The 15,247-nt window shown below is 41.8% G+C and carries 13 protein-coding genes and 1 other RNA gene; 1 reads left to right on the plus strand and 13 read right to left on the minus strand.

Annotation, left to right across the window (positions count from 1 at the left end; genetic code table 11):
* Positions 1 to 91: 91 nt before the first annotated feature.
* On the minus strand, positions 92 to 1,006 hold the full coding sequence (locus AC0VX7_RS21070; RefSeq protein ID WP_475425760.1) for an ABC transporter permease: 915 nt from the start codon (positions 1,004 to 1,006) through the stop codon (positions 92 to 94).
* A gap of 239 nt (positions 1,007 to 1,245) precedes the next feature.
* Between AC0VX7_RS21070 and AC0VX7_RS21075 the strand changes: the two genes are divergently transcribed.
* Positions 1,246 to 1,977, plus strand: coding sequence for a YwaF family protein (locus AC0VX7_RS21075; protein ID WP_475425761.1), 732 nt, complete (start codon positions 1,246 to 1,248; stop codon positions 1,975 to 1,977).
* A gap of 268 nt (positions 1,978 to 2,245) precedes the next feature.
* Here the strand turns inward: AC0VX7_RS21075 and AC0VX7_RS21080 are convergent, their stop codons facing one another.
* The 12 genes from AC0VX7_RS21080 to tpiA all read right to left on the minus strand — a co-directional run bounded on the left by AC0VX7_RS21080 (position 2,246) and on the right by tpiA (position 15,056).
* Positions 2,246 to 2,575: an EamA family transporter gene (locus tag AC0VX7_RS21080; RefSeq protein WP_475425762.1), complete on the minus strand. Its 330-nt coding sequence runs from the start codon at positions 2,573 to 2,575 to the stop codon at positions 2,246 to 2,248.
* Positions 2,572 to 2,919: a DMT family transporter gene (locus tag AC0VX7_RS21085; RefSeq protein WP_475425763.1), complete on the minus strand. Its 348-nt coding sequence runs from the start codon at positions 2,917 to 2,919 to the stop codon at positions 2,572 to 2,574. Before AC0VX7_RS21085 ends, AC0VX7_RS21080 begins: the two co-directional genes overlap by 4 nt.
* Positions 2,909 to 4,621 (minus strand): DUF6020 family protein, encoded by a 1,713-nt coding sequence (locus AC0VX7_RS21090; RefSeq protein WP_475425764.1) that lies wholly within the window; start codon positions 4,619 to 4,621, stop codon positions 2,909 to 2,911. Before AC0VX7_RS21090 ends, AC0VX7_RS21085 begins: the two co-directional genes overlap by 11 nt.
* Positions 4,614 to 5,555, minus strand: a complete 942-nt coding sequence (locus AC0VX7_RS21095) for a glycosyltransferase family 2 protein (RefSeq protein ID WP_475425765.1) — start codon at positions 5,553 to 5,555, stop codon at positions 4,614 to 4,616. The genes AC0VX7_RS21090 and AC0VX7_RS21095 overlap by 8 nt, the downstream gene beginning before the upstream one ends.
* Before the next feature lie 688 nt (positions 5,556 to 6,243).
* Positions 6,244 to 6,602: a transfer-messenger RNA gene (gene ssrA, locus AC0VX7_RS21100) on the minus strand.
* A gap of 149 nt (positions 6,603 to 6,751) precedes the next feature.
* Positions 6,752 to 7,219 carry an SsrA-binding protein SmpB gene (gene smpB, locus AC0VX7_RS21105; RefSeq protein ID WP_215036099.1) on the minus strand — a complete coding sequence of 156 codons (468 nt, stop codon included), beginning with the start codon at positions 7,217 to 7,219 and terminating at the stop codon, positions 6,752 to 6,754.
* Positions 7,220 to 7,346: 127 nt separating this feature from the next.
* The gene (rnr, locus tag AC0VX7_RS21110) at positions 7,347 to 9,719 is read right to left on the minus strand and encodes a ribonuclease R (protein WP_475425766.1); all 2,373 of its coding nucleotides are present in this window, start codon (positions 9,717 to 9,719) and stop codon (positions 7,347 to 7,349) included.
* An 85-nt stretch (positions 9,720 to 9,804) separates the two neighbouring features.
* Complete coding sequence (locus AC0VX7_RS21115; RefSeq protein ID WP_475425767.1) at positions 9,805 to 10,551, minus strand: alpha/beta hydrolase; 747 nt, start codon at positions 10,549 to 10,551, stop codon at positions 9,805 to 9,807.
* 172 nt (positions 10,552 to 10,723) lie between these two features.
* A complete protein-coding gene (gene secG, locus AC0VX7_RS21120; RefSeq protein WP_215036102.1) occupies positions 10,724 to 10,957 on the minus strand; it encodes a preprotein translocase subunit SecG in 234 nt (77 codons plus the stop codon).
* A gap of 495 nt (positions 10,958 to 11,452) precedes the next feature.
* Complete coding sequence (gene eno / locus AC0VX7_RS21125; protein ID WP_475425768.1) at positions 11,453 to 12,751, minus strand: phosphopyruvate hydratase; 1,299 nt, start codon at positions 12,749 to 12,751, stop codon at positions 11,453 to 11,455.
* Positions 12,752 to 12,763: 12 nt separating this feature from the next.
* Positions 12,764 to 14,302, minus strand: coding sequence for a 2,3-bisphosphoglycerate-independent phosphoglycerate mutase (gene gpmI, locus AC0VX7_RS21130; protein ID WP_475425769.1), 1,539 nt, complete (start codon positions 14,300 to 14,302; stop codon positions 12,764 to 12,766).
* The gene (gene tpiA, locus AC0VX7_RS21135) at positions 14,295 to 15,056 is read right to left on the minus strand and encodes a triose-phosphate isomerase (RefSeq protein ID WP_475425770.1); all 762 of its coding nucleotides are present in this window, start codon (positions 15,054 to 15,056) and stop codon (positions 14,295 to 14,297) included. Before tpiA ends, gpmI begins: the two co-directional genes overlap by 8 nt.
* Positions 15,057 to 15,247 lie beyond the last annotated feature (191 nt).

Raw genomic sequence — 15,247 nt, forward strand, 5'->3', positions numbered from 1 at the left:
ATTTCAATATAATCATAACAGATTTCCTTCTATAAGCGAATAGTTTAAAACTAGGAGTTTTATCACAAAAAAACTCAACCAAAGGGGTGAGCTATTCCAGCTTAATTCGCGGGTCCACCACACCATAAAGGATATCGGCGATCATATTCCCAATAATCATGATGGTAGAGAACATCATCGTCAGATTCATAACCATCGCGTGATCCCGCATGTTAATCGACTTGATGAACAGCTGGCCGATGCCTGGATAAGTAAAGATCGTTTCCACAATGATTGCGCCATTCACGATGTTGACTAAATCAATTCCCAGAAAGGTGACGATTGGAATCAGGGAATTTCTTAAAATATGGACATTGTAGATTCTCTTTTCCGATAGCCCAATGGATTTTGCCGTTCTGACAAATTCCTTTCGGCTGTTTTCAACGATATCATCCCTCAGAAATTGTGTGTAGGTAGCTGTCCCGACAATCCCCAATACAGTTGCCGGCAAAATGAGATGATGAACTCTATCCAGCCAGTATTCCCATGTCCCTTCAGGAACGGTGATATCGACCGAGCCATTTGAGGGAAACCAGTTCAGCTCGAAAGAAAAGAAATAAATTGAATAAACGGAAACAACAATTACTGGCAGGGAAAGTCCAGTATAATTCAACCCGCTGATCAGCCTGTCCCCCAGTGTATTAGGGTTCCGGCCAGCGTACCTCCCCATGAAAAAAGACAGAACATAGGTGAACAGCAGGGATACAATTCCAAGAACAAGGGTATTGGTCATTTTTTCCCGAAGAATCAGCGAAACCGGCACACGATAATACGACGACATTCCGAGATCGCCAGTCAAAAAACTGCCAATCCACTTTTTATATTCCATCCATAGAATCGTAAGTTCATAATCAGTCCCCATCACCCTAGGCATCATCATGAACAAAAAGAAGACAACCATGGAGGTCAGCAGCAAACTAGGAATGGCGATCATGATTCTTTTTAAGGAAAAAATCAATACTTTCATGGCAAACCCTCTCAAACATCAGCTGTTTTAATCATGAAGAACTCGAAACAAGGCAGCACCAACTAGCTGCTCCAATTTCTTTTCCGTTACCTATATTTTACTGACGAAATACATATTTTCATATACTAAATTATTTATTAGAGTGTGTTTTTCTAACCATATATATGCCAACTGAGAATATGTTAAAGTAAGAGTATGATTTGGAAAAGTTAAATTAAAGTGAGATTGGAGGAGGGCTTATGAGGGAACTTTTCGAGCCAGGTACAGAAGATGTGTTTCAGTTATTTTCCAGTGTTCACCTGTTTACGCTTGCGGCCTTCCTGTTTATCATCATCCTGCTCTTCTTGTTTCGTAAACCACTGAGGGACCCTCATATCAATCGTATTGCACGGGTTGGATTATTTCTTGTACTGATCATTTCTGAAATCAGCCTGCAGGCATGGCTTTGGTGGAGCGGCCATTGGAGCTACCAATATTCACTCCCTCTTCATCTGAGCAGTATTTCACTCATCCTATCCGCCATTTTACTTTTAACCAAAAGTTATAAATTATTTGAATTCACCTATTTTGTCGGAGTCGGCAGCGCGCTGCAGGCTATGATCACGCCCGACATCAGCCTGTACACCTTTCCCCACTACCGCTATGTCCATTTCTTCATTTCTCATGGCGGGACGGTGATTGCCAACCTGTTCATGGTGTTTGTGGCTGGATACAGGCCGACCGGGAAATCCATCTGGAAAGCATTCCTATGGCTGAACGTTTATACACTCATCGTTTTCATCGTCAACTTCCTGATTGAAGGAAACTATATGTACATCTCTGAAAAACCAGTCAACCCGTCGCTGATTGACTATCTCGGACCATGGCCTTTGTATATCCTTTCATTAGAAGCCATTGCGTTAGTTACTTTTTTCATTTTATATTTGCCGTTCTGGGTGTCTAACAGAATGAAGAAATTAAAAAAAGCATAAGCCTGCCATTTGGCAATCTTATGCTTTTGTTCCTTTAGTATGTGACGTAAACAAATTTATTTCCAAAGAATAAAGCATAAAGTTTCCAACCTTAGATACCCAAGCCTTTAATTACTAACTTTTTAGCTAATAGACGGGCATTTATTACGTATAAAATAAAAATCCTTTTGAAAATAATTGGTAGTACTATACTTTAGGAAGCATAGTAAATTTATATATCATTATTCTAGTCCATTCCCAATCTATCCCACCAGAATAAATCTTCAATTTACAGGACAAGAAGGTAAGCACCAAGAAGAATCGATAAAACGCCAATCATCTTTTTCTTAGTCACCTTCTCATCTAACCATTTAGAAGAAATGATTAATGTCCAAATATACGTGATTGAAGTTAAAGGAAAAACAACTGTATAGGGAAGTAATTTTAGTACGTATATATTTATAATCGCTGCTGTGAGATACAACAAGCCACCTAGGCTAAACATAACTACAAATTTAGTACTAATTAACTTTTGCCCCGCAGTAGCTAGCTTAAAACAAAATCCCCCAAGTGCACCAAGAATAGTCATGAGAACAATCATTAAAAATGGTATAATCATTCTGTTTCTCCACCCATAATAATTGATCCAAATATTATAAATAGTATTCCCACATAATTGATTAAGGATAGCGCTTCCTGAAGGAACCATTGTCCAAGTAAGATAGCCAGTACATAACTTATACTCATTAGCGGATGAAGGACAGACAGTTTTCCATAACGAAAGGCAACCATCATGGTAATGGCACCTAGTCCATATAATACAAGCCCTAAAAATAAGGACCAACTAAGTTGTCCTTCTGAGACTTTCCAAAATAGCTGACCAGTTGATGTACAAACTGCTGCCAGTATCATGAATAATATACCTTTTTGATTATTTTTGAAGGCAGAAAGATTAGCTAACATTCTTACTTTTCTCCTTCTCCGATAGAAAACTATACAAGATGATTACGACCATGACTAACGTGTTCCCATACAAATAACGATAACTCTGAGCTGGAACAGCAACAAATATACTCATGATATTTAGCATGAAAGGTAATAGAACCAATAGAGATTTTATCCCAAACCTGAGATATGCGATATATCCAAAATATAAGGCGATAAACATATGAAGTGCAGGTCTCCAAATGACCATTTTTACTATTCCTTCTGTTTTTGAAACCTCAAGATATTCGGTCATCATGTTCCGAATATTTTCACTTACTGTTATTCGTTCAATTCCATATTTATTCTCATGAATATATGTTACATAGGTTGATTGTTGTCCAAGACCTTCTGGCTCATTTATCTGCCATACAATAGATGTTTGCTTTACAAAGGCATCTATAACTAGGGTTGGATTTTGCAGGCTAACACTCCACCAAACCTTTAAATATTCATTAAATCGATTAGGGAATATCGCTTCACGATTGTATTCATCGGAAAACTTTATAGGATCTGATGTATATGGGTGGTAATACTCCTTCCACATAGCTAAAGGAAAGATTTCATTTAAGTAATTCTTTTGACCCTCTGTCATTAAACCATCATGGACAATGACGTTAGCTAGCTGTTGAGATGGAATACTCAACAGCTCATTAGGATCCGAATCCCTTACCTTCAACGCTTCAAAAATTGGCCCAGTGTATATAGAATGAACAATAATAATACTAAGTGTAATAGGTAATAATTGTTTCCACTGTCTCCAATAAGCTAGAAATAAAAACAAAGAAAACACTAAAAACACCGGGAATCCGTTATGTCTGAAAAAAATCAAGCCTAATGAAGAGAAAATAAAAACACTAATATTTCCACTTTTTCTGATCCATCTTCCTTTCGATAGGACCATCTCAATAATATTCATAGTAAATAACAAGAGGAACAAGTTATAAAGAATATCCTTCCAAACGGTAACTGAGTAGATTCCGTTCATAGGTAGCAAGGCTAAAACTATAGCTATTATATATAAGATTTTCCGAGGAACCCCTCGTAACTCAAAACGATATAGACAATAGCCAAAGATTAGCCCCATTAACAGTATTTGAAATCCAGCCACTATAGCAGGTGAATCAATAATTTGTATTAACGTTTCAATAAGGAGAGTATACATGAGGGGATGCCAGTTATTATAAGGCGTCCCATGTGCTTGCCCCCATTGTGCAAAAGAGTCAGGTGTTAAAACCCCAGGAAAAAACGCAATTAAATAGAGCGGAGCAATTAAAATAGTTGGCAATCCATAGATTAGAATTCTGGATTTACTGATTTCCAGCTCCTTACTTTCGACTTTATACCTTAAAACAATGGTTAGAATGGCCAATAATATGAAGTTTACATAAATAAACCCCAATAAAAAGACAAGGAGATATAGAATAAAATGATTACCTTGTAGAAGTAATTGTTCTCCTTTTGTGCTAACTAATAGAAGAATGGAAAATAGGGATATTATAATATAATTTCCTATCGTATACGAAGATAGATTTTTGTTTACAAAATGAATAGCTATAACTCCGACTAAAAAAATGAACAAGTAGAGTATCCATTCCTTTACGTCAAAAAAATAACCTAAACCTAAACTAGCCAAAGTAGAAAGAAAAATAGTAACTAGAAACCTTGTTTGATTATTCATCACTATTCTTCACCAATTTACTATACTTTTTATTTAATTCTAACTCATATTGCTTTTTGTTTACTGAAGCAACTGTATCTAGTATTAATCCACAACTAAAAGAAAGCATAGATAAAATAACTAAGCCTACTGCTAAAATAGCCGAAGGAACCTTTGTTATATAATGAGTTTTCAAGAACTCATAAATAACTGGCGTTCCCACAAGCAACCCAAAAAGCAGAAAAATTAATGCCCAAATTAAAAAAAAGAGAAATGGCTTATAATCTTTAAATAAAATAAAGATCATTTTCAAAACTTTATAGCCATCTGAAAATGTATTAAGCTTTGATTCACTGCCTTCTGGTCGGTCCCTATAATCAATTGGAATCTCTTTAATTTTAAATCGTTTATCTAGTGCATGTATACTCATCTCAGTTTCTATCTCAAAGCCAGGACTTAATACTGGCATGGATTTAACAAACAAGCGGTCGAATCCGCGGTATCCAGTCATAATATCAGATAATTTACTACCATATAATTTATTTATTAATCCTTTTACAAGGTTATTTCCTAAACCATGGAAGTTACGTTTGTTTTCCTTATAATAGGTTTGGTTTGATAGCCTGTCACCGATGACCATATTCGCCTCTCCTGATTGAAGGGGTTTTAATATCTCATGAATATATTCGGCAGGATAGGTATCGTCTCCATCCACCATAATATAATAATCGGCATCAATTTCTCTGAACATGGATCTCACAACATTCCCTTTACCTTGTAAAGGTTCCTTTCTTACAATGGCACCATGTTCAGTAGCAACTTCAAAGGTACGATCTGTTGAATTGTTATCATAAACATATATATCTGTATGAGGTAACTCTTTTCGGAAGTCTTCAATGACTTTACCAATTGTTTTTTCTTCGTTGTAACAAGGTAATAAAACTGCTACTTTCATAAAACCACCTGTTGCCCTTCTTTAAAAATTCACCAAATCCTATTTTAGTATACATATTGTATATAAAATGTAAACTTATTTTAGTGTAAGGAAAAAAGAGTAACCGTCCTGTCTGAAAGTCACTCTTCTTAGAAATTCGCTGTGGAGAACAACAAGGGGCCAATCTTTCTTTTTAAAATAAACCTGAATTCCCCTATGTTAACTTTTGTAAATTTATACTTAATATTAGTTTATCACGTACAGCATTCCATTCACAAAGTGAAGCATATTTTTGGGATATTTCCTTTAGGCTCTTTTCTCAACTTTGTTGCTAATGACTACTAAAAGAAGTAAATGAACTATTTTTTCTTCGCAAGTAGACTCCTGTACTGAGGAAAGAGCATGCAAACTTAATACCGACTTACAAAATGGCTTTATATTACGTTAAAATCGACTTTAGGAATTTAACAACGAAAACAGCTTTCCTTTATGTTAATATATCGACATAAACTTTTTTTCGTTAAACAAATATGTTTCCCTAAAGGACTCAGATTAATTCCAATAAAAGCACCCTTTATTACTGAGACTTTTATTAAATTTATATAATATAGCATAAAATATCCTCAAACAAAATAAAGCATAACCTTTCCAAACGGAATGCTTATGCTTTACGTCACATAAAAAATAAAAAATCCACCAACATATGTATTGGTGGAGACGGTGGGAATCGAACCCACGTCCAAAGATATTGGCACTTAAGCTTCTACGAGTGTAGTCGGCATATTGGCAATTCGCTGGTCCTTTTGCCTACCGACAGGCGGCCGGCCAGCTAGCCTGGTTGTTCTCTTCCTTCATCCTCAGGCGGTGGAATCCGGCGTAGCCCACTTAGAGTGAGTCCGCTACCCTACCACATGGGCGATGGAGGGGCGAACCGCTATGCAGTATTAAGCTGCGAAAGCGAAGTTGTTGTTTTGTTTGCCAGTTATAGGCGTTGACGTTTTTACGAGGCCGATCCCCTCGACTCGCCACCTAAGCTCAAACTACCCCTGTCGAATCCGTAACGTCCCCATTATAAAAGGTTGCTGTATCCATGATACAGACGTTAGGAGAACTCGGAAAGCCGAGCATTAAGTTATGTTGTCACTCGTGGTGACAGTTCTTATTATAACACACTGAGTACTTTTTTCAACTGGTACACTCTTCCTCAGCTGACAAGCTTACATTTTCTGGCGTTCGCGGAATGCACGCTCGATATCACGGCCTGCTTCCTTCTTTTTCAACGTTTCACGCTTGTCATAGTTCTTTTTACCCTTACCAAGACCGATTAAAACCTTTGCAAAGCCATTTTTTAAATAGAGCTTTAACGGTACTAGCGCATAACCTGCTTCCTTCGTTTCGCCGATTAACTGGGCAATCTGGCGTTTGTGCAGCAGCAGCTTCCTCGTCCTTAAGGGCTCATGGTTATAACGGTTTCCTTGTTCATAAGGACTGATATGCATATTGTATAAATACATTTCACCGTTATGGACCCTGGCATATGAGTCTTTCAGTTGGACACGGCCGCCACGAATTGCTTTAATCTCAGTACCCTGGAGGACAATACCTGCTTCATATGTGTCTTCAATAAAATAATCGTGGTTCGCCTTTTTGTTTTGCGCGACGACTTTCCCTTCACCTCTTGGCATGGAAACTCCCCCTTCTCTGTTCTCTCATTTTAGCAAATAACGAACGCCGCCACAATGAAAAGCCCCAAGCTATGGCTGTTAGGACAACAGAGAGCCCCTTCATCAGGAGCTCTCATCTTTCAGTTGACTATTTTCTCTTTTTTGATTTACGTTTCGCGGCTGGCGCGTTCTCAAAGTACTTTTTCTTCTTGCTCTTTGGTTTTGAACTGGAGCCTGAGCCTGAACCGGAGCCATTTCTGCCTCCGCCTGAACCTCTGCCGCCTCGCTTGCCTTCTTCTTCTTTACCGCGGCGCGGCTTTTTGTCGCTGCTGCCCGTCTTGAAGATCTTTGGCTGGGCCGGACGCTCACGTCTTGGCGTGCCCTTCATGCCGACGATTTCAAAATCAATGGAGCGCTCATCTTTGTTCACCTTGATGACTCGGACAGTAATTTCATCACCGATTCGGAAGACATTGCCTGTTCGCTCGCCAATCATTGCCAGATGGCGTTCATCATAGCGGTAATAATCATCCGTCATGTAGCTGACATGTACCAGGCCTTCGATTGTGTTTGGAAGCTCGACGAACATCCCAAAGTTCGTGACAGAGCTGATGATGCCATCGTATTCCGTTCCAACCTTGTCTTCCATGTATTCCGCTTTCTTAAGCTCATCTGTTTCACGCTCGGCTTCAACTGCACGGCGTTCCATGTTAGATGAATGCTCGGCAATATCAGGCAGTATCGCATTCCATTTTTCCTTCGTTGCCTGGTCGAGTTTGCCCTCGATCAAGTAGGTCCTGATCAAGCGGTGGACAATCAAGTCAGGATAACGGCGGATTGGTGATGTGAAGTGCGTGTAGAACTCTGTTGAAAGACCAAAGTGTCCGAGACTTTCAGGATAGTACTTCGCCTGCTGCATCGAACGGAGCATGACAGTTGAAACTACCATTTCCTCCGGCTTTCCCTGGACTTCCTCGATGATTTCCTGCAGGGCTCTTGGGTGTACTCCATTTGCTGATCCTCTGACAAGGTATCCGAAGTTGGTAATGAAATCAAAGAATTTTCTCAGCTTATCCTCTTTTGGATCTTCGTGAATTCGATAAATAAATGGCACATCAAGCCAGTGGAAATGCTCGGCGACCGTTTCGTTCGCCGCCAGCATGAATTCTTCAATCAGCTTTTCAGCGACAGAACGCTCTCGCAAAACGACATCCGTTGGGTGTCCTTCTTCATCAACCAGTACCTTTGATTCTTTAAAATCAAAATCGATGGCGCCTCTTTCCATCCTTTTTTTACGAAGGATAGCAGCAAGCTCTTCCATCATCTCGAACATTGGAACAAGAGAATCGTAACGTGAGCGAGTTTCTTCGTCTTGATCAACAAGAATCTTGTTCACATCAAAATACGTCATTCTCTCAGTCGTTTTGATGACACTCTGGTAAATTTCATGGTCTACCACTTGTCCATCTGGAGCAATCTCCATATTACAAGAAAGCGTCAGGCGGTCGACCTTCGGATTCAACGAGCAAATTCCGTTTGATAAACGGTGCGGAATCATCGGGATCACCCGGTCAACCAAATAAACACTCGTTGCACGGTCTTCTGCTTCACGATCAATCGGTGAGTCCTCGGTTACATAGTAGGTAACATCGGCGATATGGACACCAAGTTTATAGTTGCCGTTTTCAAGCTTTGTGACCTGGACTGCATCGTCGAGGTCCTTTGCATCGGCGCCGTCAATCGTGACGATGACTTCATCACGCAGATCGCGGCGGTTCGCAATCTCACTCTCATTAATCTGGTCTGGCGCATCATTCGCCTGCTTGAGAACTTCATCCGGGAACTCCATAGGCAGTCCGTGCTTGTGAATAACCGACAGGATATCGACACCTGGGTCATTTTTATGACCGAGAATCGCGGTAACCTCTCCCTCAGCACTTTTGCGTCCCTCTGGATAGCTCGTCAATTTTACGACGACCTTATGCCCTTCGACAGCTCCCATCCCTGACTCTTTCGGAATAAAGATGTCACTTGTGAACTTTTTATCATCTGGAATCACAAACCCGAAGTGCTTACTCTCGGTATACGTGCCGACGATTTGCGAGACTCCTCTTTCGAGAATGCGCACAACTGTCCCTTCGCGGCGCTGTCCAGAACTGTCCGATGAGACACGCACGAGGACTGTGTCACCGTTCATCGCATTGCTCGTTTCATTTGGCGGGATAAAGACATCATCCATGCCCTGTTCTTCAGTAATGACAAAAGCAAATCCCTTCGCATGAGCACTGTAGCGTCCGCGCACGAGGTTCATTTTTTCAGGGAGTCCGTACCTATCACTTCGAGTCCTGACGACTAGCCCCTTTTCCTCCATAACCACTAGCGCTTTAACAAAATCCTTGAATGTCGAGGAGTCCTCGATTCCAAAGGCACTTTCCAGTTCCTGAACTGTAAGAGGTTTGTACGCTTCATCCTTCATATAATGCAATAGCCTGTCTATATGGCCTTTAATATTCTCATCCATTAATAAATCCCTCCTTTATTGAGCTATTTTCGTAATCTGGTCACTCATGGTGTAAAAAACAACACAATAAATTTTTCATATGTTTTTATTCTTTCCAATTTAATGACTCCAGAAACTCGTAAACATCTTCGTGCAGCTGATCACGTTCTTTATCAAGAGTGATGACATGCCCTGATTCCTCATACCACTTCAACTTTTTGTGTTCAGACTCGATGTTGTCATGGATGATATTCGCACTGTCAGGGTCAATGATGATATCATGTCGCGCCTGGACAACAAACGTCGGGGTATAAATCAGGTCGATGCTTCCTCGGACTTCTTTTATCAGTTCCTGAAGGTCTTTAAGGGTGGACATCGATTTCTGTTCGAGTTCCTTTACCTCCGCCTCGATTTGCTCCTCAGGCTTGCCTTCCATCCGCTTATATTCGCGCGCATACTCAAGGACACCCCGGTACATCAACTCTTCCGTCTTAAGACGCATCGGTGCACACATTGGCACGATTCCCTTGAGGGGCTTCGTATATCCGAGTTTCAGCGAAAGGACACCGCCCAGAGATAAACCAGCAACAGCAATCTCCTCGTAGCCTTCGCTTTTCAGGAATTCATAGCCATCAAGCGCATCCTGCCACCAATCCTCAGGACCAGTATGTATCAGTTCTTCAGGCGGGACACCATGTCCTTTAAAAACAGGCGCATGGCATGTATATCCCTTTCCTTCTAAAAATCGGCCCATCATCCTCACGTCTGCTGAGTTTCCAGTAAATCCATGCAGCAACAATACCGCTCTTTTTCCAGATTTAAATGTAAAAGGTCTTGGCACTAACTTCCTCATTTTCCTACTCCCTCTATCAGATATCTTCCTTAGTTTTAACAAAGAATCTTGTAACATTCAATTAAAAGCCTTTATATATGTAAATACCCATATTCACCAGAAATATGTGAGGATTTTGCTTATGTAAACACAATAAAACCCGGCCTCTATTGAAGCCGGGTCATTGTGTGTATTATAGTTGGAAATAAGCAACGGCAATAGTCAAGACAAAGAATAAAACAGACAACACGATCGTAACACGGTGCAAGACAAGGTCAAGGCCTCTTGCCTTTTGCTTACCGAACAATTGCTCAGCGCCGCCGGAAATCGCACCAGACAGACCAGCACTCTTGCCTGACTGAAGTAGAACAACTCCAATAAGCCCAATGCTGACGATCACTAAAAGAACAACTAACAATGTATGCATGACGTACCTCCCGATAAAACTGCTAACAGTATTTTAAATTTATCACATTTTCAGGAATGAAACAATACTTGTCTGAATTGTTGAGGATTTAATGGTTAAAAACAAAACTTTTTGAGAGGTTGCGTTCGCATCCTTTCATTAAATCTAAACCGTGGTATGCATAGTTGCTGGTTGTTTATTAGACATTTTGAATGGCTCCCTTGCTCGAAATGTCCATTAAACCTCTTTTATTAGACATTTTGGAAGACTCCAACGTTCGAAATGTCCATTAAACCCCTTTTAATAGACATTTTAGAAGACTCTATCGTTCGAAATGTCTAATAAACCCCTTTTATTAGACATTTTGAATAACTTTCTTTCTCGAAATGTCCATTAAACATTGCTACTCTATGTACCTTTTTCTATCACCACTTACTCTTGATGAAATAAAAAACGCCGGCAGCATCGTCATGCCACCGGCGTCCTAATTTACGAAGTGTATGTCGGCTCCGTAAATTACTTCTTAAGGTTGTAGAAAGATTTGATTCCGTTGAAGCGAGCTGTTTCGCCAAGCTGATCTTCGATGCGAAGAAGCTGGTTGTACTTCGCTACGCGGTCTGTACGTGATGGTGCACCAGTCTTGATCTGTCCAGCGTTTGTTGCAACAGCGATGTCAGCGATTGTTGAGTCTTCTGTTTCACCAGAGCGGTGAGAGATTACAGCTGTGTAGCCTGCGCGCTGTGCCATTTCGATTGCGTCGAAAGTTTCTGTCAAAGTACCGATTTGGTTTACTTTGATCAGGATTGAGTTGCCAACGCCTTGCTCAATGCCTTGTGAAAGCTTCTTCGTGTTAGTTACGAACAGGTCGTCACCAACAAGCTGAACTTTGCCGCCAAGGCGCTCAGTCAATAGCTTGTGGCCTTCCCAGTCGTTTTCATCCAAACCGTCTTCGATTGAGATGATTGGATATTTAGAAGCCATTTCTTCGTACCAGTCTACCATTTCAGCAGAAGTTTTAACTACGCCTTCACCAGAAAGGTGATACTTGCCGTCTTCTTTGTTGTAGAACTCAGAAGATGCAGAGTCCATAGCAAGCATGATTTGCTCGCCTGGCTTATAGCCTGCTTTTTCAATCGCAGTAACGATTGTTTGAAGTGCTTCTTCGTTTGAACCTAGGTTTGGAGCGAATCCGCCTTCGTCACCTACAGCTGTGTTCAAGCCTTTTTCTTTTAAAACGGCCTTCAGGCTGTGGAAGATTTCCGCACCCATGCGAAGTGCTTCACGGAAGTTTTCAGCGCCAACAGGCATTACCATGAATTCCTGGATGTCCACGTTGTTATCAGCGTGCTCGCCACCGTTAACGATGTTCATCATTGGAACTGGAAGCTGCTTGGAGTTGAATCCGCCAAGGTATTGGTATAAAGGAAGGTCAAGGTAGTCTGCAGCAGCGTGTGCAACAGCCATGGATACGCCTAGGATTGCGTTAGCGCCCAACTTGCCTTTGTTTTCAGTTCCATCTAATTCGATTAGTGCCTGGTCGATCCCGTTCTGATCAAGAACGTTGAACTCTTCGCCAACCAAGAATGGAGCGATGATTTCGTTCACGTTATCAACTGCTTTTAAAACACCTTTTCCAAGGTAGCGGCCTTTGTCGCCGTCACGAAGCTCAACTGCTTCGTATTCACCAGTTGAAGCACCACTTGGAACTAGTGCGCGTCCAAATGCGCCTGATTCTGTGAAAACTTCTACCTCAACTGTTGGGTTACCGCGGGAATCTAATACTTCACGTGCGTATACGTCTGTAATGAATGGCATAGTAATCTCTCCTTATTTTTTAATTAATGATGTTCCTGTCATTTCTGCTGGCTTATCCAGTCCTAGTAATTCTAATATAGTTGGAGCAAGGTCGCCGAGGATTCCGTCTTCACGAAGCTCTGCGCCTTCTTTCGTAACAATGACAGGCACCGGGTTTGTCGTGTGGGCAGTCATTGGGTTTCCTTCAAGTGTCACGACCTCATCCGCATTTCCGTGGTCAGCAGTGATGATCGCAGTACCGCCTTTTGAAACAATCAGGTCAACGATGCGCCCTAGGCATTCGTCAACAGTTTCAATAGCCTGGATCGTCGGCTCAAGCATGCCTGAGTGTCCAACCATATCAGGGTTTGCAAAGTTCAATAAAATCGCGTCGAAGTTATCTGCTTCGATTTCCTTAATTAACGCGTCCGTCACTTCATTAGCGCTCATTTCCGGCTGCAAGTCATATGTCGCAACCTTAGGCGAGTTGATCAGGATCCGCTTTTCACCAGGGAACTCCTGCTCACGTCCGCCGCTCATGAAGAACGTTACGTGCGGATATTTTTCCGTTTCAGCAATACGAAGCTGAGTCATGCCAGCCTGTGAAATCACTTCACCGACAGTGTTATCAAGGTTAGATGGCTCGAACGCCACATATCCGTCAACTGTCTCACTGAAGTGCGTCAAGCAGACGAAGTGAAGGTTTTCAGGATGAGCATCGCCTCTGTCGAAAGAACGGAAGTCTTTATTTGTAAAAGTGTTTGAAATCTGAATTGCGCGGTCAGGACGGAAGTTGTAGAAAATCACAGCATCGTCGTTCTGGACCGTCGCAACCGGTGAACCATCCCGGCGCACAAGCACAGATGGGACAACGAATTCATCAAAGATCCCGTTATTATAGTTATCTTCAATCAATTCCATTGGGTTCGAATACGTAGGTCCGTCGCCGTACACCATTGAACGGTATGATTTCTCTACACGTTCCCAGCGCTTATCGCGGTCCATAGAATAGTATCGCCCAGAAATCGTCGCAAATTCACCGACACCGATTTCGTTCATTTTTTCTAGCGTTCGTTCAATATAACCTGGAGCTGTTTGCGGTCCAACATCGCGTCCGTCAAGGAATCCGTGTAGATACACTTTTTCCAGGCCTTCGCTGGCAGCAAGCTTCAACAAAGCAAACATATGCTCAATATGGCTGTGCACGCCACCGTCTGACAACAAGCCCATCAAGTGAAGGGCAGTGCCTTTTTCCTTTGCATGCTTGATCGCTGCAAGGAAGGTTTCATTTTTTTCAAATTCACCTTCACGAATCGAAATATTTACGCGTGTAAGACTCTGGTAAACGATGCGGCCGGCACCGATGTTCAGGTGTCCTACCTCAGAGTTCCCCATTTGGCCCTCTGGCAGGCCGACCGCTTCCCCGCTCGCAATCAATTGCGCATGCGGATAGTGGTTCCAGTAGCGATCAAAATTCGGCTTTTTCGCCTGGGCAACGGCATTTCCCATCCGTTCGCCACGCAACGCGAAGCCGTCCAGAATGATCAAAGCTGTTGGTGACTGTTTACTCATTGCTACCTGCCTCCAATAGCTGCAAGAAGGAATCTGTCTCAAGGCTTGCTCCGCCGACTAATGCGCCGTCGATGTCAGGCTGTGACATATATTCCTTAATGTTTGCAGGCTTCACGCTTCCGCCGTACTGGATGCGGACAGCTTCTGCCACTTCTGGTGAAAATTGCTCAGCGATCACCTTTCGGATGTGAGCGCAAGTTTCATTTGCATCTTCAGCTGTTGAAGATTTGCCTGTTCCAATCGCCCAAATTGGCTCATAAGCGATGACAGTCTGCTTGACCTGCTCGTCTGTCAGGCCATTTAGACCTGCTTTGATCTGGCCGCCAACAAACTCATTTGTTTCACCATTTTCGCGCTGCTCAAGCGTTTCGCCGCAGCAAACGATCGGAGTCAGATTGTATTTGAATGCAGACAAAGTCTTTTTATTTACTGTGTCATCTGTTTCATTGAACATTTCACGGCGTTCAGAGTGTCCGATGATCACATATTTCGCACCGATGTCTTGCAATGCTTTTGGGCTGACTTCGCCTGTAAAAGCACCGCTTTCTTCGAAGTGCATGTTTTGCGCTCCGATTTCAACGTCTGAATTCTGTGTTAGCTCGACTAGCTGTCCAAGGAACAAAGCCGGAGCACAGACAACAGATTCAACCTTGTCCGTTGATGGAACAAGTCCGCTTACTTTTTCGATAAAATCCTTTGCTTCAGGCAGCGTTTTATGCATTTTCCAGTTACCTGCAATGATAGGTTTTCGCATGCTGACACTTCCTTTCAAAATTGCTGTTTTACACAGCGTTGTAATGCTTTATTAAAAAAAGTTCCCTCTGGATGTTGGGCTTAATACTATTAGCTTTGGCTGTGCTAAATTAGACTATTGATTTGCGTTCCAGGCGCTTCGCTTTCCGCGGGGAAGAATTATGAAAAATCCCTAATGCCGGATTTTTCAAA

The sequence above is a fragment of the Mesobacillus sp. QJM3NY_10 genome, from assembly GCF_056173465.1.

Excerpts from the sequence above, each read along its gene's own strand:
- AC0VX7_RS21115 (WP_475425767.1), bottom strand. The coding sequence starts at position 10,551 with ATGAGGAAGTTAGTGCCAAGACCTTTTACATTTAAATCTGGAAAAAGA.
- eno (WP_475425768.1), bottom strand. The coding sequence starts at position 12,751 with ATGCCATTCATTACAGACGTATACGCACGTGAAGTATTAGATTCCCGC.
- gpmI (WP_475425769.1), bottom strand. The coding sequence starts at position 14,302 with ATGAGTAAACAGTCACCAACAGCTTTGATCATTCTGGACGGCTTCGCG.
- AC0VX7_RS21090 (WP_475425764.1), bottom strand. The coding sequence starts at position 4,621 with ATGAATAATCAAACAAGGTTTCTAGTTACTATTTTTCTTTCTACTTTG.
- rnr (WP_475425766.1), bottom strand. The coding sequence starts at position 9,719 with ATGGATGAGAATATTAAAGGCCATATAGACAGGCTATTGCATTATATG.
- secG (WP_215036102.1), bottom strand. The coding sequence starts at position 10,957 with ATGCATACATTGTTAGTTGTTCTTTTAGTGATCGTCAGCATTGGGCTT.
- AC0VX7_RS21095 (WP_475425765.1), bottom strand. The coding sequence starts at position 5,555 with ATGAAAGTAGCAGTTTTATTACCTTGTTACAACGAAGAAAAAACAATT.
- smpB (WP_215036099.1), bottom strand. The coding sequence starts at position 7,219 with ATGCCAAGAGGTGAAGGGAAAGTCGTCGCGCAAAACAAAAAGGCGAAC.
- tpiA (WP_475425770.1), bottom strand. The coding sequence starts at position 15,056 with ATGCGAAAACCTATCATTGCAGGTAACTGGAAAATGCATAAAACGCTG.
- AC0VX7_RS21070 (WP_475425760.1), bottom strand. The coding sequence starts at position 1,006 with ATGAAAGTATTGATTTTTTCCTTAAAAAGAATCATGATCGCCATTCCT.
- AC0VX7_RS21080 (WP_475425762.1), bottom strand. The coding sequence starts at position 2,575 with ATGATTATACCATTTTTAATGATTGTTCTCATGACTATTCTTGGTGCA.
- AC0VX7_RS21085 (WP_475425763.1), bottom strand. The coding sequence starts at position 2,919 with ATGTTAGCTAATCTTTCTGCCTTCAAAAATAATCAAAAAGGTATATTA.
- AC0VX7_RS21075 (WP_475425761.1), top strand. The coding sequence starts at position 1,246 with ATGAGGGAACTTTTCGAGCCAGGTACAGAAGATGTGTTTCAGTTATTT.